The organism is Mucilaginibacter sp. GW821-FHT07G05 (genome assembly GCF_059418565.1).
In genome coordinates, this window is record NZ_JBWKQC010000004.1 from 453,648 (window position 1) to 471,708 (window position 18,061).

The following is an 18,061-nucleotide window of genomic DNA, read 5'->3' on the forward strand; positions in this document are numbered from 1 at the left end:
ACACTCAAAACAATCTCCTGTCTAAACAACAAAAAAGAATAATACAAAAAAATGGATCTTTTACACACCCTTTTAGGCGACGATATTAAAGCAGGCTTGCTCATCATTCTTAACCTGATCGTAATTGAAAGTCTTTTATCGGTAGATAACGCCGCGGTGCTGGCCACCATGGTGCTCGATCTGCCTAAAGAACAACGTAACAAAGCTTTGCGCTACGGTATCATCGGCGCGTACGTGTTTCGTGGTATATGCCTGTTTTTGGCCGCGTGGCTGGTTAAAATATGGTGGTTAAAACCACTGGGCGGGTTCTATTTGCTGTATTTGGCCATCAACTATTTTATAGAAAAAGCAGCCAAGAAAAAAGAAGCTGAAAGCGGCGAAGAAGAAGCTGTTAAGAAAGAAGAAAGCTGGATTTATAAATCAACCGTTGGTGTTATCGGTAGTTTTTGGGCTACGGTAGCGCTGGTTGAGGTGATGGACCTTGCCTTCTCTATAGATAACGTATTCGCGGCGGTAGCCTTTACCGACCACGTTTTTTTGATCTATACAGGGGTATTCATCGGTATACTGGCAATGCGTTTTGTGGCGCAGGCTTTTGTTAAGCTGATGGAGAAATTTACATTTTTGGAAACCATCGCTTTCATCGTGATCGGTGTATTGGGTGTTAAGCTGTCATCATCGCTGTTTACCCATTTCTATCCCGAAAGCCCAATATCGCATGCTATTGAAGGCGAAAAGACCGATCTGTTCGTGTCTATCTTCACGGTAGCTATATTCATTATCCCGGTAGTAACCTCGTTGCTGTTCAATTTCCCAAAAAGGCATACCATTGAACCCGAAGTAGCAGAAAGCGCCGAAAAAGTATTGGATAAAAGCTGATATTTGCCGCATGAATAAATTAATAGCCTCGTGGTTCGGCATCGGTTATTTTAAAGGTGGCGGTACTTACGCGAGTATCGTTACCTGTATCATCCTGTATTTTTTATGGCAGGTGCCGGCAGTATTAGCGCCTTTGCCCAATGTAGCAATTGCCCTGGTAATACTATTGGTGGGCATATATGTTGGCAACAAGGTTGAACCCGAATGGGGTAAAGACAGTTACCGCGTGGTAATTGATGAGGTTGCCGGTATGTGGATCACCATGTTGTTCATTCCCATTAATAACTGGAAACTGCTGCTGGCCGGTTTAATCCTTTTCCGCTTTTTTGATATGGTGAAGCCACTGTTTATCCGCAAGTTGGAAAAACTGCCCGGCGGCACCGGCGTAATGATGGACGATGTGCTGGCCGGTATTTACGCCAACATTGTGTTGCAGGTGATTGTGTACTTGAAATTACTGTAGGTTTAATTACTAAACTCCACGTGGAAGGTTGTACCTCTACCCAGTTCGCTATCTACCCAAATTTTGCCTTTGTGCTTTTCAATAATGCGCTTCACAATGGCCAGGCCCACACCCGAGCCTTCAATGTCCTGCACGTTATCCATGCGTTTAAACAGTTCAAATATTTGCGGTAGCTGTTTAATATCTATACCGAGGCCGTTATCGCTGATGCTGTAAATTATGCCGCCTTCAGTTTCCCGGCCTTCAATGCTCACAATTTGCGGATCGGACTGGCCCGAATACTTTACCGCATTGCTCAACAGGTTGGCAAACACCTGCGATATCATCAGCGGGTCGCCTTGTATATCGGGTGTTGCGCCGATGTTTAGCTGCAGCTTTTCGGTATCGTAAACTATACCCAGCTCCTTGGCAATATCGTTTATGATGGGGCCAACTTCAATTTTGGTAAACTCAATGTCTGACCGACCGATACGCGAATAATCGAGCACCTCATTTATCATGTAGTTCATACGGTCGGCACGGTTCACAATACGGTCGAGTACTTTTTGGGCCTCGGGTTTCAGCGTGGTATCGCGGGTTAATAACTGCGAGTAGCTTTTTATGGCCGAAAGCGGGTTTTTAAGATCGTGCGATATGGTGAAGCTAAAGGTATCCAACTCTTCATACGCCTGCTTTAACCGCTCGTTAAGCAAGCGTATGGCGCCGGCCTTTTGGTTAATGGCATACATGATCTCTTCCTTCAGCCTGATAACCGATTTTACCTCTTCATTAAGCCAGGGTGTTGATTTGTTTACCACCGTTTGCGACCATGCCTCGAACGAATGCCTCGGCGATATTTTGAAAGTGCCGTCGTTTTGTAATTCGGCCGGTTTATCGGGGTTGCCCGCCCAGGTAATGGTTTGCAACTGCTCGGGTTTAAACCATATTACGTACTCGCCCAGCTCGCGCGACAGGGTTGTTACCATTACACCGCTTGCAACGTGTTTAAACGCCTCCGCGGCCGGGTAAACAGCCGGAAGGTGATCGGTATAATATACTGGCTCGTTCACGTGCGTTGTAAGCCATGCCGTTAGTTCGCGAATCTGTTCATCAGCAGGTACCTTGCCCTGTTTTATAATATTGTTCTCGTATAGTAAAACCACGCCCTCGGCATTAACTGCCTCCAATATGGTGCTATCCTGCCCGGTAAGCGCGTCTTCAATGCTATTGGTTTTAAACATGTATTTCGATAGCTTATCTACCGTGCCAACGAAACGCTCGTGCAGCTGCTGGTTTTCCTCGTCCTGCCTGAACTCCAATGCCGACGAAAGGATCTGCCCGATCAGTTTGGACGATTCCCTTGTTTTAAAATCAATAAAACGCGGGGTATAGTTATGGCAGGCTATCAAACCCCATAATTCGCCTTTATAAAGCAACGAAATGCTAAAGCTTGAATCCACTCCCATATTTTTAAGGTACTGGATATGGATAGGCGATACAGCCCGTAATTGCGAATGGGTAAGATCGAGCGGTGTTGTGCCGAAATTGGCCGACGTAACAACTTTCGACGGCGTGGTATGCACGTTAGCAATCAGCCTTGTGAGGTTAACCTTATAAAGCTCACGGGCTTGCTTAGGTATGTCAGATGCCGGGTAATGCAGGCCAAGCCATGGTTCCAGGTCGTCATTCTTTGCTTCGGCAACCACTTCGCCATGCCCATCTTCGGCAAAGCGGTATATCATCACCCTATCATACCCAATTACCTGTTTTACCTGCCTTGCCGAATTATTGAGCAAGTGTTGCAGGTTCTTGTCGGCCAGCATCTCTGATATGGAACGGCCTATCATTTTTTGCAGGTCGAGGTTCATGTCCGAGGTAGCCGTTTCAAACTCCAGCACAAAATAATTGTCTGCTTTTGAAATAATGAGGTAAAAAGGCTTACCCTGTATATCAGTTTGAAAAGGATTGGTTTGATCAAAGCTTTTATTACCGCGACCAAAGTTGAGCAGCTGGTTAATAAAGTCGGGTGGTTCGTTTTTGCCTATAAGCGGCTCAATATCCTGTATATGCCTGCCTAACAAGTCGGTTGGGATGCTGGGCAGGAAATTAAAAACATTTTCACTGTAAAAACGGATGAAACAAGCGTCGTCGACAACAATAAAAAATCCGTGTGATTGTATTTGACCCGGTATATGAATGGGTTCCCTGTCACAGTTTGTTAAGTCGATCAGTTGTTCGCTCATGCGTTAGTTATAAGTAGAAATATTAAACAAATATGAAAAAATATCTGAGTTATAAAAGCTTTACAAGGTAAAATGTTTGCCACATTGCTTTTTATACGGCACTTTAAGTGTAACAAGTTAGCTGAAAAAGCGTGTTGGTAGCAAAACTTAATGTATAAATTGTAGTTTTATAGTACCAACTGATAGCTAACTTGTTATAATCATCATGAAAAAATATTGCCTATTATCGGTACTCGTATCCGGTTTTATATTCCTGTCGTGCCAATCGCCCGATGCAGGTGTAAATAATGTGGGCGGCGGCAGTGCCGATACCGCTAAAGTAACCCTTCAAAAAATTTACGGCGACCTGAACAATCCCTGGGGAATGGTATGGCTGCCCGACGGCCGGTTGCTTGTTACCGAGCGCGCCGGTGAAATACTGGTTTTTAAGGACGATAAATTTACCGGCCAAAAACTAAGCGGCGTACCTGCCGTTTTTAACCACGGACAAGGCGGTTTAATGGATATTAAATTACACCCCGACTATAAAAAGAACGGCTGGATCTACATCACCTTTTCAAAACCCGTAGGCGACGGATTAGCATCAACCGCTGTGATCCGTTTTAAACTGAAAGGCAATGAGATTGTTGACAAGGAAGATATTTTTGAAGCTAAACCTGCACTAAAGGCCGATTTTCACTTTGGCAGTCGTGTGGTTTTTGATAAGGATAAATACCTGTTCATCAGCGTAGGCGAAAGGGGCACGCAACCCAAGGTACAGGAACTGGATAACGATCATGGTAAAATCCACCGTGTATTTGACGATGGCAAAATCCCTGAAGATAACCCTTTTGTTAGCCAGGCAGGCGCGCATGGCTCTATTTGGACGTATGGCCACCGTAACCCGCAGGGGATGGTTTATGATGCCGTTAACAACCGTATTTGGGAAGACGAGCATGGCCCAAAGGGCGGCGATGAGCTGAACCTGATTGAAAAGGGCAAAAACTATGGCTGGCCAAAAACATCGTACGGTATTAACTACGATGGTACCATACTAACACCTAACAAGGAGCTGCCGGGCATTGAAAACCCTAAACATTACTGGGTACCATCAATAGCCACCTGCGGTTTAAGCATAGTTACCTCTGATAAATACCCGGGCTGGAAAGGCAATCTGCTGCTGGGCGCATTGGCAGCCATGCACCTTAACCGTATCTCGCTTAACGGAACCGAATTTAAATCAGAAGACAGGATGTTCCAGGGACAAGGCCGTTTCAGATACGCCGCCGAAAGTCCGGATGGATATATTTATGCCGTTACCGAAGGGCCCGGTACTTTGGTGAAATTGATACCGAAGAAGTAAGTATTTGTGAGGTTTGACAACTTTTTAAAAGTTGTCAAACCTCACAAATACTATACGCAGTCGCTACGGCTCCAGCCGAGTGACGACTATTACGCGGCGTCCCGCCGCTGTAATTTAGATATTTTAGGCCTCACCCAACCCTCTCCAAGGGAGAGGGCTTTAGGAGTTTTATTTTTTTGGATGTCATATCCATTGTTGTCAGCAAATTTCTTTGGGCTCAAGCCGACACAAACAAGGACGCATAAAACGCGGCGAGGTTACTACACTACGTTCGCAATGACAATAAACGAAGAGCTCCTTGCAACTTACAACACACAACCTACAACTTATTTAGCCCTATACTTCGATTGATTCAGTACCTTTTGCGCGTTGGTTTCTTTCATTAGCTGCTGCAGCGTAACACCTGGGTTTTTATCCATGTATTGCTTTACAATTTGCCAGCCCGTCCATACGGCAAGTTTTGGGGCCGATTCATTTTTTTCGCCGAGGCCGGGGGTAAAGGGAGCTTCGGTAAGGTATTTCTGTATTTGCAGGTAGTCGGAATTGTAGAGCAGATTTTCTTCCAGGAAGAAAGCCCAAATGTTTTGCTTGAAATCGTTACACCATTGCAGTTGCTGGGTGGTATAACCAATTTTGGTAGAGTCGGGTAGGTCGGGCAGTATCTTATCCATAAAATACATGATCTTGCCGTTGTAAACCATCTTGGCCAACAGTGATTTATCCTTATCATCCTCCGGGAACATGTTTTCGCGGGCTATCCCTTCAATTACCCGCGGGGTAATATTATCGGGCGTAAAACGGCGCGATATATAATGTGGAAAGGTTTGCACCAATGCCGGGTAAAATTTTGAGTTGGTACCCAAAAACAGGTCAAGCCCTATGCCGAAATAATCATCGCCTATAGAAGTTTGCGCCTGGAAGCCCGAGAAATAAGCGTACACCTTCGGCAAGCGACTGTTGGGGTAATAATATTTGATGTGTTTGAACGCGTCAGTCAGTTCGGCTTCCTGCTTGTCAAGGTTGGGGTATATCGAATCAATCTCGTGTTTAAGATCGTTATACGCTTTGCCTGCAAATACAGTACGCAGGGTAGTATAATAAGCGGTATCCTGTATACTGCCGGCCTGTAAAATACGTTCAATAAAATCAGTGTAGAATGCGCCGTAGTTTTTTTGCAGATAAGCGGCCTGTTTTGGCATCGGTTTTACGTGCATCAGGTTAAAATCATGATCGAAACGATCTATCTTAACATCGAGTTTAATGTTACTCACATCAACACGCTTATCATTACTGCACGAGGTAATGAGCAGGCCGATCAAAAAAATTAAATAAATTTGACGTGTTTTGTTAACGATAGCAACTATATTCATCCTACACAAAAGTATAAATAACTCATTATAATGAAAATCGCCTTAGCTCAGCTTAACTATCACATAGGTAATTTTGAAGCCAATACCGGTAAAATAATTGACACCATTGGCAAAGCGAAGCAAAACGGTGCCGATTTGGTGGTATTTGCCGAACTATGTGTGAGCGGTTACCCTGCCCGCGATTTTTTGGAATTTAAAGAATTTATATCGCTTTGCGATGATGCCGCCAATAAAATAGCGGCAGCCAGCAGCGGTATTGCCTGTATCATTGGCCTGCCAACGGTAAATCATAAACCGGAGGGTAAAGATCTTAACAACTCCGCCTATTTTATAAATGACGGTAAGATAGAGGCGCGGGTTGATAAAGCGCTGCTGCCCAATTACGACGTGTTTGACGAGTATCGCTACTTTGAGCCATCAACCGAGTTTAACTGTATCGATTTTAAGGGCAAGCGCATAGCGCTCACCATTTGCGAAGATTTGTGGAACACGATAGAAAACCCGCTGTACATTACCCGCCCAATGGATTCGCTGATAAAACAGCAGCCCGATGTGATGATCAATATCGCGGCTTCGCCTTTCGCGTACAATCATGATGAAGAGCGTATCGCCATCCTTACCGATAACGCGAGCAGGTATAAGCTGCCGCTGTTCTACGTAAATCAAATAGGCGCGCAAACCGAACTCATATTTGACGGTGGCTCTCTGGTGATAGACAACACCGGTAAACTGGCCGATGAACTACCTTATTTTACAGAAGCGCTTACGTATTATACCCTTAATGACGATGCTTCCATCAGTTTCGACCATCAATCTACCTTAAAAACGGAGCGACCTTCGGATATCGAACAGATCCACCAGGGGCTGTTGCTCGGTATCAGGGATTATTTTTACAAGTCCGGCTTTAGCCGCGCTACCTTGGGTTTATCCGGAGGGATAGATTCAGCCGTAGTGTGCGCGTTGGCCGCGGAGGCCCTGGGTGCCGAAAATGTAATGGCGGTGTTATTGCCATCAAAATTCTCCACAGACCATTCGCTGAAAGATGCCGAAGACCTGGTGAATAACCTGGGCTGTAAAAGCGAAACCATTGCCATACGCAACGTTACCGATGCCATTGAGGGGGTGCTGCAACCGCAGTTCAATAATTTGCCGTTCAATATTGCCGAGGAGAACATTCAATCGCGCAGCAGGGCGATCATTTTAATGGCCATGTGTAATAAGTTTGGCTACATATTGCTCAATACGTCCAACAAAAGCGAGGCGGCTGTAGGTTACGGTACTTTGTATGGCGATATGTGCGGAGGCATTTCAGTAATTGGCGATGTATACAAAACGCAGGTGTTCGAGCTGGCGCGATACATAAACCGCGAGCGCGAGATCATCCCCGAAAATACTATTGTTAAACCGCCATCGGCAGAGCTAAGGCCCGATCAAAAGGATACCGACTCATTACCGGAGTATGATGTGCTGGATAAGATACTGCGCGAGTACGTGGAAAACCGCTGCTCATCGTCGGAAATTATACAAATGGGCTACGAAGAAAATACTGTAAAACGGGTAATAAAACTGGTAAACACTGCCGAACATAAACGCTACCAAACGCCGCCTATTTTGAGGGTGTCGCCAAAAGCGTTCGGTATGGGGCGGCGTATGCCAATTGTAGGTAAATATTTATCGTAAATATTTGAATATTAAACTAAACCTTTTGCGTTTGCGTTCGTCTAAATAAAAAAGAGGGAATAAGAAGACCATGAAAAGATCGATCTATTTAGGGTTACTGGTATTGTGCATATCAGTTTTATCCGCCTGTTCAAATTACAGGTACTATACCGCTGCAAAAAATAAAACCAATTTTGGGAGTTACCGTACTTTCGGTTGGGTACGAATGAAACAGCCGGATAATAATCCGCAGAAAATATACTCCAACGATATTGCCTTTGAAAATATTAAGGACGCGGCCAACGATGCCTTGAAGGCGAAAGGATTAACATTACAAGATGACCAGCCCGATTTGTACGTAAACTATACTGCAATGACAGGGCGTGGTTATAAAACACAATACTACTCACCTTACTACGGCGGCTTTTACGGCGGCTTTTACGGCGGTGGCTGGGGTTGGGGCGGATGGGGTGGCTGGGGCTACCGTCCGTTCTATGGCGGCGGCTGGGGCTGGGGTGGCTACGGTGGCGGTTATGCCGATCGTGTTCCTTTCCGTGAAGGTACCATCATCATCGACCTTATTGACCGTAAAACCGGTAAAATGGTATGGCGCGGTTATGGTGTAGGCGAACTGCGTAACCCACAAAAAGCTATTAATGATTTGCCAAAGGTAGTAAGCGGTATTATTGCACAATTAAAGCTTAGCGCCGATAACAAATCATAATAAAGAAATAAACTATTGACCTGAAAGAAGGCCCCTTTGGTGTAATGCCGGTGGGGCTTTTTTTATTGCGCGGCGGCTTGATTATGCCTGCGCGCTAAACGTATAAAAGTAAACATCAATACTATTACGGCGAGTAGCAATACCCAGGTATCAATAGGGCATTCCAGATCGGGGTCGCTGTTATCGCAGGGCAGGGGCACATCATCGGCCGCCTTAAGGTTAAGGGCTGCCAGCATAAATAATATCAGTAAAGCTTTGATCTTACCGGTTTTCATAAAAATGGAGCTTGTATACAAACTTACAGCTTATAACAGGGCTTTTTGCCGTTTGCTGTGGGTTTGGGCGTAAATGAACAGGTTGAACAAAACGCTGCTGTACTGCAAACTTGATTTTCTGTTTTGCAATATAAACCCTTATCTTTCAACCATAATATGAAAAGGATTTTATCAGCGCTTTCGGGTTGCTTTTTGGTATTGTTTGGTTCGGGTGCTTTTGCCCAGCGGGCATTGGTTACTGATGCTAAAAAAAAGGAAATAACCGCACTTTCGGTTCAGCTTAACGCAGCCCATAAAATTAATTTTCAGAAAGCGTTGGCATTGGCTAAAAGCAAGGGCTGGGCAGTGCGCAGGCAAACCACAAATGGCCGTGTTATTAGTTTGCAGGGGGTTAACACATTGGGTTTTCCGGTATATCTTACCACTCATAATACCGAAGCTGCCGCTGCTACCCGCACCAACGCGGTGCAGCCAGGCGGCGAATTAAACCTTAATTTATCAGGATCGAGCAGCTTTTTAAACGGTAAACTGGCTATATGGGATGGCGGTACCGTTTTTCGTACCCACCAGGAGTTTGCCGGTAAAACCATCACCTTTGGTGCCGGGCAAAGCGGTTCTGTTGAACATAGCACACACGTGGCCGGTACCATGATAGCCAAAGGTGTAGTGCCGTTGGCTAAAGGGATGGCCTTCAATGCCGGTACGTTGTTATCTTATGATTTTGATGATGATGTATCGGAAATGACGGCTGCATCGCCAAATCTGCTCATCTCCAATCATTCTTATGGTGATGTTGCCGGTTGGGATCGTAATATTGATGAAAACCGGTGGGACTGGTATGGCCTGCCCGGTGATACGGAGGATTATATATTTGGCTATTATGATACCCGCGCGCAGGATTTTGATCGTATTGCTTACAATGCGCCATATTACCTCATTGTAGAATCGGCGGGTAACAGCCATGCTTACACGGGGCCTGCTGTTGGCGCTACTTACTGGGGTTACGAAAGCCGTACCAATCAAACATTTGTTAATAAAGGCCCACGCCCGGCAAACATCAGCAGCAATAACGGTTTCGATGTAATATCAACCACCGGTAATGCTAAAAATATTTTAACAGTGGGCGCGGTAAACCAATTACCTAATGGGCCAACCAACAGCGCCGACGTAAGAATAGCCAGCTTTAGCAGCTGGGGCCCAACAGATGACGGCCGTGTTAAGCCTGATATTGTGGGCATGGGGGTAAACGTATATTCAACATTAAACTCCGGCACTACAGCTTACGGCTACTCATCGGGTACATCAATGGCATCGCCAAACGTGAGTGGATCTATATTTTTGTTGCAGGAATATTACGGACAGTTGCATCATGATAGTTTGATGCGCGCTGCTACCTTAAAAGGTTTGGTTTGCCATACCGCTTTTGACGCGGGCAATGCTGGGCCCGATTATAAATTTGGCTGGGGACTGCTGGATATGCGTAAAGCCGCGCAGGCCATTACCGATATGGGCATTAAAAGTGCTATAAATGAAAATACGATACAGCAGGGCCAGGTACAAAACTTTGTAACGAAGGCAGTGGGTAACGAACCATTAATAGCAACCATTTCATGGACAGACCCCGAAGGCACGGTAGCCGCGGCAGGTACTTTGAACGATAGAACGCCGAAACTGATCAATGATTTAGATATACGGGTAACCGATGGCAGCACTACGTTTAACCCCTGGATGCTCGACCCGGCAAACCCTGACGCTTTGGCAACAACCGGTAATAACATTCGCGATAATGTTGAACAGGTGTACATAGCTAATCCTGTTGCGGGTAAAGATTATACCATCACCATTACCAACAAAGGTACGCTGAAAGGCGGCTCACAAAACTATTCTGTAATACTTACAGGCGGTAATCTTACCGGTATTGATGCAGCTGTGGTAACCGAAAGCTTATCTGCTTACCCCATCCCGGCTAATAACACGCTTAACGTGCTGCTTAATGTTAAAACCGCAGGGCAGTTGACACTAAATGTGTATGATTTGATGGGCCAAAGCATGCATACCGAAAAGGCGAATGTGGCGGCAGGCGTGTACAGCAAGCCATTAAATGTTGGCAACCTGTCAACCGGGATATACATTCTAAAAATTGCCACGGGGCAGCAGGTTTACACTAAAAAGTTTATTGTAGCACGATAGGGCTTTCAAGGTATATGCCATGATGCGTGCCATCCACAGTGTTGCTTCACCCAACCCTCTACAACGGAGAGGGCTTAAAAAATGATGTTTCTTTTCTCGTCAGCAAACAGCTTCGGGCGAAAGCGGGAAGAATATGACTATCGCGCACAAAAAAGCACAATCAAAATGCTGATTGTGCTCGGTATGTTATTGATATTTTTTATTAAAACGTATACTTTATACCCAAACCCGGGGCCAGGTCAAAAAACGGACCGGTAGCCAGTTCAACACGCGGGTTAAGATCAAGACTGATGGCTATAGGGGCTTCGGGTAATTTGTACTCTAAACCTAAAACACCATCGGCACCTAATAATATCTTGCTGTCTTCGTAGTATTCGTCGCCGCCAAGTTTTTTGTATTTACCGCGGCCTATTGAACCCGCGTGGGCACCAAAACCATAGTAAAACTTTAACCCGGTTGTATTAAAAGCCTCCTGGTGTATTTCGTATAAGCCGGTAAGTACAGCGCCATGGCTACGTAAACCAAGTATACCTTCAAGAGCTGTATTAGGTTGCATGAAATATTTTACCGACAAGCCATTCTCATATCCGCCAAATTTTAAGCCGGCAGCAATAGGATAATCCTGCGCTTGTGAACGGGTAGAAACAAGGAGAGCAGCAGCGGCAATAAATAATGTAAATAGTAGTTTTTTCATTGTAAAGTTTTTGCAAATAAACGGCAGAAACCGGCGTTTATGTCAACCTATAACAAAAAACAAAGCTTGTTGTGTTGTATGATGCTGATAATCAATGCTAAATATTGACGCCTGAAGCCACTATAAAAGGGCAGTTTAGCTTAAATTAGGCCAATTGCATTTAATTAAATGATGAATAAATATATAAAACTGGCTTTGCTGCTGGCATTGCCGGTATGTTTTAACACTGCCCCTGCCGATGCGCAAAGCACAGGCAATACTGCCAAATACCGTAATGGCATGGTCGTATGCGCATACCCCGATGCTGCCCGTGTTGGCGCCGATGTATTAAAGAAGGGCGGCAACGCTGTTGATGCCGCGGTGGCCGTACAGTTCGCGCTGGCAGTTACATTGCCCGAGGCCGGTAATGTTGGTGGCGGCGGTTTCATGGTATACCGGTCGGCAGGTGGTAAAACGGCTACGCTTGATTTTCGGGAGAAGGCTCCGTCGGCAGCCAATGTAAATATGTACCTGGATAGCGCAGGCAATATCATCCCCAATAAAAGCTTATATACCCACCAGGCTTCGGGTGTACCCGGTTCGGTGGATGGCATGGAGCAGGCGCACAAAAAATACGGAAGCTTAAAATGGGCTTCGCTGGTACAGCCTGCTATTGATCTCGCCCGAAAAGGATTTAAAATAACGGCCCGTTTGGCGCACGATCTTAATCGCCAGCAGGCTATGTTCAGGAAACTTAATCCCGGTAAAAGCTATCTGGTTAAAGATACGGAATGGCAGGAAGGGGATGTTTTGATACAGGAAGACCTGGCTAAAACCCTCGAACAAATCCGTGATAAGGGCCGTGAAGGATTTTACGGCGGTAAAGTGGCCGGGCAAATAGTAGCCGAAATGAAGGATGGCAAAGGACTCATTACATTGACCGATCTGCAAAACTATCATGCCGTATGGCGCACGCCACTCGTTGGTAAATACAAACAGTATAAGGTGATCACTATGCCGCCGCCATCAAGCGGAGGCCTGGCCCTGCTGCAATTACTGCGTTCGGTGGAGGATTATCCGCTAAGCCGATGGGGTTACAACCGCGACTCAACTGTGCAACTGATGGTTGAGGCAGAGCGCCGAGTGTATGCCGATCGATCTAAATATCTCGGCGATCCCGATTTTTACAAGGTGCCTGTTGATAGCCTGCTGAAACCGGCCTACATCACCGGCAGGTTAAAAAACTTCAGTTGGGATGCCGCTACGCCGAGTTCAGCCATTCAGCCCGGCGCATTTGTGGGTTATGAGAGCGACCAAACCACCCATTTTTCAATTGTTGATAAGCAGGGCAACGCGGTATCCATCACCACTACACTAAATGATTCTTTCGGCTCCAAAATATTTGTTGGCGGCGCGGGTTTTTTGCTGAATAACGAAATGGACGATTTTAGTTCGAAACCCGGCGTGCCTAATATGTACGGTTTAGTAGGTGGCAAGGCTAATAGCATACAGCCCGGCAAACGTATGCTATCATCAATGACGCCCACTATTTTGGAAAAGAACGGCAAGCTTTTCATGGTAGTAGGTACGCCCGGAGGCTCTACCATCATCACCTCTGTTTTTCAAACCATATTGGATGTGATTGAGTTTGGGCAGGATGCTCAGCAGGCTGTAAGCAGCAAACGCTTCCATCACCAATGGCTGCCAGATGTGGTTGAGGTAGAAAAAGATGCTATAAATAGCGAGGTGCACAATAAATTGCAACAAAAAGGGTATATGATAAAAGACAGCGGCCCTATAGGTCGCGTTGATGCCATTGTGGTAACCGCTGATGGTTATTATGAAGGTGGAGCCGATCCGCGGGGCGACGATACAAAACAAGGATGGTAGTTGCCCATAAAATATTTATGTTTGTGAAGTATGCGTAATACCTTAAAGCACCAGGAAACCATTGATTACCTGTTAAAAATAGCGTGGCAAACCATGGCTAATAAATATAACCAGCTGGTTATTGAACATGGCATTACCCAATCAACAGGTTACCTGCTCATTAATATTGACGAGGTGGAGGGCACAACGGTATCGCAGGCGGCACAGTTGCTGGGTTTAAAATCAACCAGTTTATCGCGCATGCTCAATAATATTGAAGCCGATGGGCTGATATACCGCGAATCAAATGCTGGCGATAAGCGGTCGGTTAAGATCTATCTTACCAAACTCGGGCTTGAAAAACGGCAGTTTGCGCGTGCACTGGTTAAGCAGTTTAACAACTACCTTAACGAGCACATCGGCGAAAAAGACAGGGACTACCTTACGCAATTATTAAAAAAGATCAATCAACTCACCATTAACTATAACCCCGATAACCAAAAAGTGTAGCCGAATTATTTAGGCGTGTACACCATAAACACCATGCACAAACGTTAAAAAATGTTAAGCTGCTGTTTTTGAATTATAAAAAGATAAATTTGCGGGTTGAAAGTAAACATGAACAGATTACTGTTGATAATAACGTTATTATTTGCCGTTTCGCTAACGGCCTGTAAAAAAACACTCATAGGTGTTGAACGGGCAAGGGCGCAGGCGGTTATTGACGATGGCATTATCCAAAAATATATTGAGGATAATAACCTTGCCGATAGCGTTAAAAGGGTAGGCGATACCATAGGCGTTTGGTACATTATCAGAAAGCCGGGTGTTGGCAGCGATATTTTTACCAATTCAACACTGGTTACGGTGGGGCAAACCACCCGCCTGTTAAGCACCGGTGAAGTAGTAGCACAAACAACAGATTTTCACCCATCATACATATTGGGCGGAAATATTATAAAAGCATGGCAGCTGGGTATACCATTTATTCAGCGGGGAGGGGAGATCAGGATCATCGCGGCATCGCGGTATGCTTATGGGCCGTACGCGCACCCCGAGGCTAATTTACCCGCTGATGCCATACTTGATTTTGATATCACATTATACGATGTAACGAATAACTAAATGAAACAAAAACTATTTACATTTTTACTATTAAGCACGGTTATACTGGCAGCATCATGCAAACGGGACAGCAATTACCCCGATATTAAAGCGTATGATAATGAGCAGATCAAAAACTATATAGCGGCTAATAATCTTACCGATTTTAAGCGTGATACTACCGGCGGCGATACCAGCGGCATGTATTACAAAATTATTCAGCCGGGTACCGGTGATGCCGATCTTAAGTATTCTGACACGGTATCATTAGTATTCACTATAAAGAGTTTCGATGGCAAGTATACTTCTACCGATACTGTTGTAGGCAATCACGTTACTACATTTGTAGGATATATTACCAAGAACGGTTTGCCAAAAGGATTGGAACTGGGGATATATAATGTCTTGAAACGTCAGGGCGGAAGCATGCGTTTGCTTATTCCTTCGCGTATGGCTTATGGCGTTAACGGTGTAGGCTCGGGCAGCAGCAGCGTATTAAACGGGCGGATAGCCGGTAACCAGTGTTTAGATTACTATGTACACGTTGTTGATAATTTAAAAGATTATGATGACCGTGCTATACAAAAATACATGGCAGATAACGGCCTTGCCGGATATACCAAAGCAACATCGGGCTTGTACTATAAAATATCGGGGCTTGATACCGGTCAGGTAATTACACAAACATCATCTGCTACCGCCACTTATACACGCACCATGTTTAACGGTACGATATTTGACCAGGCAACCGCATCTGCCTCTGTTAGTATTGATGGCGAGCTTTTGGGTGTTCAGCAAGGGTTGAAGCTGGCAAAAACCGGGCAAAGTATTTCCCTGCTTATGCCATCGCGCTTAGCGTTTGGCCGTAGCAGTGCAATTGTAGGTTCAATTTCTATACCTGCGTTTTCATGTATACGGAATGAATTTTCTATCTCGGCGGTAACGTATTATTAAGTTATTTACTCAACGCCGCCTTAAACGCTTTTAAACAGCGTTCGCGGGCGAAGGCGTGATCAACAATGGGTTTTGGATATTTGCTGAAGTCGGCATATTCCGGAACCCATTTTTTTATGTACTTCAGGTCCTTATCAAAACGCTTGGTTTGCGCGTCGGGGCTAAATATCCTAAAGTATGGCGCGGCATCTGTACCTGAGCCAGCTGCCCATTGCCAGCCGCCTACGTTACTGGCCATTTCGTAATCCAATAGTTTTTCGGCAAAGTAATGTTCGCCCCAACGCCAGTCTATCAATAAATCCTTACTTAAAAAACTGGCAGTAAGCATGCGTATACGGTTATGCATAAAGCCGGTGGCATTTAGTTCGCGCATGCCTGCATCTACCAATGGATAGCCGGTACGGCCTTCGCACCAGGCCTCAAATTGTTCTTCGTTGTTCTCCCATTTAATACGGTCGTACTCAGGCCGGAAGGCATGATCCATCGTATGCGGAAAATGATATAAGATCATGCTGTAAAACTCGCGCCATATCAGTTCGTTCAGCCAGGTTTTCTCTTTGGCTTCAGACGCTTCTGCGGCTACTTTGCGGATGCTCAACGTGCCAAAGCGCAGGTGTATGCCAATGTGCGATGTGCCGCGTACAGCCGGGTAATCGCGCTTTTCGGCATAGTCGTCAATTACATCGCTGTATTTTTTACCGGGTAGTTCGAGGTCGCTTTTTTCAAAGCCCATCTCTTTAAGCGTTGGTATAGCCTGCGGCTTAAAGCCGAACAGGTTTTTGAGATACTTTTTTGTAGGATATGATTTTAGGTAGAAAGGTTTTATTGCAGCCAGCCATTTACGCTTGTAGGGTGTAAACACGGTGTAGGGCTTGCCGTCATCTTTCACCACCTCGGCTTTCTCAAAGATCACCTGATCCTTATAGGATTTAAATTCTACATCATGCTTTTTAAGCAGATCGGTAATGGCTTCATCTCGTGTTTTGGCATAAGGCTCATAATCGTGATTGGTATACACCGCGGCAACTTCGTATTCTTTCAGCACGGCTTTCCAGGCATGCTCGGGCTTGTCGTAGGCTACCAGCAAGGCGCTGTCGTACTTTTTAAGCTCGCTGTTGAGTTCTTCTATCGCTTGGTAGATGAAAGTAACCCGTGCGTCGTGTTTATCCTTCAGCTTGCCTAAAATCTCTTTGTCGAAAATAAACAACGGCAATACCGGGTTGCCGCTTTTAAGGGCATGGTATAAACCGGCATTATCATCTAACCGCAGATCGCGCCTGAACCAAAAAACGGTTACGGGTGTTTTATTTGCCATAAATATCTTTCAATGCTTCTTCAACAAAATTGTATTTAAAACTAAAGCCGGCATCCTCAATTTTTTGTGCCGATGTTTTTGTGCTGCCCAAAACCAGCGTAGCCATCTCACCCAAAAATAGTTTAAGCGCGAAGCTCGGAACATTGGGCAACCAAAGCGGCCGCTTGATTTGTTTGGCAACCGCCTGTGTAAGCTGCTTATTGGTAACCGGGTTGGGGGCTGCCATATTGTATACCCCTTCTATTTCATTTTCAACCGCGTAGAGGTACATTTCGGCAACATCGTGCCAGTGTATCCACGATATCCATTGTTTACCGCTGCCTAATGGTGTGCCGAAGCCAAATTTTATTGGTGCTGCCAATTGAGGCAACGCGCCGCCGCCAATATCAAGCACTACCCCGATACGAAATTTAACTATCCGTAAGCCTAAACTTTTGCCTGCATCGGCCGCCTGTTCCCATACCACGCAGCAGTGGCCTAAAAAGTCGTTTGCTGGCGTGTCGTCTTCGCTCATCACCTCATCGCCACGGTCGCTGTAATAGCCAACCCCCGATGCCGATATGAATGTTTTTGCCGCATTCTCTTTATTTCGTAGCAGTTCGTAAATAAGTCCGGCGGATTTGATCCTGCTGTCTATTACTTCCTGTTTGCGGGCAGCTGTCCAGCGTTTGTCGGCTATACCGGCACCCGCCAGGTGAATAATGGTATCAACGCCATCAATGCACTGCGCTTCGATAGTGCCCTTGTCAATATCCCATATATAGGTTTTTACCTGCGGATTTTTACCCGGCTTGCGGCCGAGGTGACTAACGGTATAACCCTTAGCCAGTAATAATTTGGTGAGGTGTGTCCCCAATAATCCCGATCCGCCGGTGAGTAGTATTTTTTTGCTCATGGTTTTTTTGGTCCATGGTCCATAGTCGATGGTCCATAGTGTTTTTTAGTTGTTTTAGTCCATTGTCGATAGTCCATGGTACATAGTCGATGGTCGATGGAGTTGCTTAGTTATTGCGTACTTTAAA

16 protein-coding genes are annotated in these 18,061 nt (G+C 45.4%); 10 read left to right on the plus strand and 6 right to left on the minus strand.

Annotated elements, in window-relative coordinates; translation table 11 throughout:
• Window positions 1-51 precede the first annotated feature (51 nt).
• Complete coding sequence (locus AC07NA_RS13340) at window positions 52-879, plus strand: TerC family protein (protein ID WP_494898050.1); 828 nt, start codon at window positions 52-54, stop codon at window positions 877-879.
• 10 nt (window positions 880-889) lie between these two features.
• Window positions 890-1,342 carry a phosphatidylglycerophosphatase A family protein gene (locus AC07NA_RS13345; RefSeq protein ID WP_494898051.1) on the plus strand — a complete coding sequence of 151 codons (453 nt, stop codon included), beginning with the start codon at window positions 890-892 and terminating at the stop codon, window positions 1,340-1,342.
• A 2-nt stretch (window positions 1,343-1,344) separates the two neighbouring features.
• Here the strand turns inward: AC07NA_RS13345 and AC07NA_RS13350 are convergent, their stop codons facing one another.
• Complete coding sequence (locus AC07NA_RS13350) at window positions 1,345-3,564, minus strand: ATP-binding protein (protein WP_494898052.1); 2,220 nt, start codon at window positions 3,562-3,564, stop codon at window positions 1,345-1,347.
• A gap of 205 nt (window positions 3,565-3,769) precedes the next feature.
• On the opposite strand from AC07NA_RS13350, the gene AC07NA_RS13355 reads away from it, so the two are divergent.
• Window positions 3,770-4,906 carry a PQQ-dependent sugar dehydrogenase gene (locus AC07NA_RS13355; protein WP_494898053.1) on the plus strand — a complete coding sequence of 379 codons (1,137 nt, stop codon included), beginning with the start codon at window positions 3,770-3,772 and terminating at the stop codon, window positions 4,904-4,906.
• 326 nt (window positions 4,907-5,232) lie between these two features.
• Here AC07NA_RS13355 and gldB read toward each other — a convergent pair whose 3' ends face one another.
• The gene (gene gldB, locus AC07NA_RS13360; protein WP_494898054.1) at window positions 5,233-6,276 is read right to left on the minus strand and encodes a gliding motility lipoprotein GldB; all 1,044 of its coding nucleotides are present in this window, start codon (window positions 6,274-6,276) and stop codon (window positions 5,233-5,235) included.
• A 30-nt stretch (window positions 6,277-6,306) separates the two neighbouring features.
• On the opposite strand from gldB, the gene AC07NA_RS13365 reads away from it, so the two are divergent.
• Together AC07NA_RS13365 and AC07NA_RS13370 are read left to right on the plus strand one after the other, a co-directional pair.
• A complete protein-coding gene (locus AC07NA_RS13365; protein ID WP_345211573.1) occupies window positions 6,307-7,956 on the plus strand; it encodes an NAD+ synthase in 1,650 nt (549 codons plus the stop codon).
• 70 nt (window positions 7,957-8,026) lie between these two features.
• Window positions 8,027-8,659: a DUF4136 domain-containing protein gene (locus tag AC07NA_RS13370; RefSeq protein ID WP_494898056.1), complete on the plus strand. Its 633-nt coding sequence runs from the start codon at window positions 8,027-8,029 to the stop codon at window positions 8,657-8,659.
• Between the two features lie 62 nt (window positions 8,660-8,721).
• Here the strand turns inward: AC07NA_RS13370 and AC07NA_RS13375 are convergent, their stop codons facing one another.
• Window positions 8,722-8,934 (minus strand): hypothetical protein, encoded by a 213-nt coding sequence (locus AC07NA_RS13375; protein WP_494898057.1) that lies wholly within the window; start codon window positions 8,932-8,934, stop codon window positions 8,722-8,724.
• A gap of 156 nt (window positions 8,935-9,090) precedes the next feature.
• Between AC07NA_RS13375 and AC07NA_RS13380 the strand changes: the two genes are divergently transcribed.
• Window positions 9,091-11,124: a S8 family serine peptidase gene (locus tag AC07NA_RS13380; RefSeq protein ID WP_494898058.1), complete on the plus strand. Its 2,034-nt coding sequence runs from the start codon at window positions 9,091-9,093 to the stop codon at window positions 11,122-11,124.
• A gap of 202 nt (window positions 11,125-11,326) precedes the next feature.
• On the opposite strand, the gene AC07NA_RS13385 is transcribed toward AC07NA_RS13380, so the two are convergent.
• Complete coding sequence (locus AC07NA_RS13385; protein WP_345211577.1) at window positions 11,327-11,818, minus strand: hypothetical protein; 492 nt, start codon at window positions 11,816-11,818, stop codon at window positions 11,327-11,329.
• A gap of 171 nt (window positions 11,819-11,989) precedes the next feature.
• Between AC07NA_RS13385 and ggt the strand changes: the two genes are divergently transcribed.
• The 4 genes from ggt (at window position 11,990) to AC07NA_RS13405 (ending at window position 15,724) form a co-directional block, all read left to right on the plus strand.
• Window positions 11,990-13,687 (plus strand): gamma-glutamyltransferase, encoded by a 1,698-nt coding sequence (gene ggt / locus AC07NA_RS13390; protein ID WP_494898159.1) that lies wholly within the window; start codon window positions 11,990-11,992, stop codon window positions 13,685-13,687.
• A gap of 30 nt (window positions 13,688-13,717) precedes the next feature.
• Window positions 13,718-14,176 (plus strand): MarR family winged helix-turn-helix transcriptional regulator, encoded by a 459-nt coding sequence (locus tag AC07NA_RS13395; RefSeq protein ID WP_494898059.1) that lies wholly within the window; start codon window positions 13,718-13,720, stop codon window positions 14,174-14,176.
• A 108-nt stretch (window positions 14,177-14,284) separates the two neighbouring features.
• On the plus strand, window positions 14,285-14,791 hold the full coding sequence (locus AC07NA_RS13400; RefSeq protein WP_494898060.1) for an FKBP-type peptidyl-prolyl cis-trans isomerase: 507 nt from the start codon (window positions 14,285-14,287) through the stop codon (window positions 14,789-14,791).
• Window positions 14,792-15,724, plus strand: coding sequence for an FKBP-type peptidyl-prolyl cis-trans isomerase (locus AC07NA_RS13405; protein WP_494898061.1), 933 nt, complete (start codon window positions 14,792-14,794; stop codon window positions 15,722-15,724).
• Between the two features lies 1 nt (window position 15,725).
• Here the strand turns inward: AC07NA_RS13405 and AC07NA_RS13410 are convergent, their stop codons facing one another.
• Together AC07NA_RS13410 and AC07NA_RS13415 are read right to left on the minus strand one after the other, a co-directional pair.
• Window positions 15,726-17,039, minus strand: a complete 1,314-nt coding sequence (locus AC07NA_RS13410; RefSeq protein ID WP_494898063.1) for a cryptochrome/photolyase family protein — start codon at window positions 17,037-17,039, stop codon at window positions 15,726-15,728.
• On the minus strand, window positions 17,029-17,934 hold the full coding sequence (locus AC07NA_RS13415) for a TIGR01777 family oxidoreductase (protein ID WP_494898064.1): 906 nt from the start codon (window positions 17,932-17,934) through the stop codon (window positions 17,029-17,031). Before AC07NA_RS13415 ends, AC07NA_RS13410 begins: the two co-directional genes overlap by 11 nt.
• Window positions 17,935-18,061: the final 127 nt, after the last annotated feature.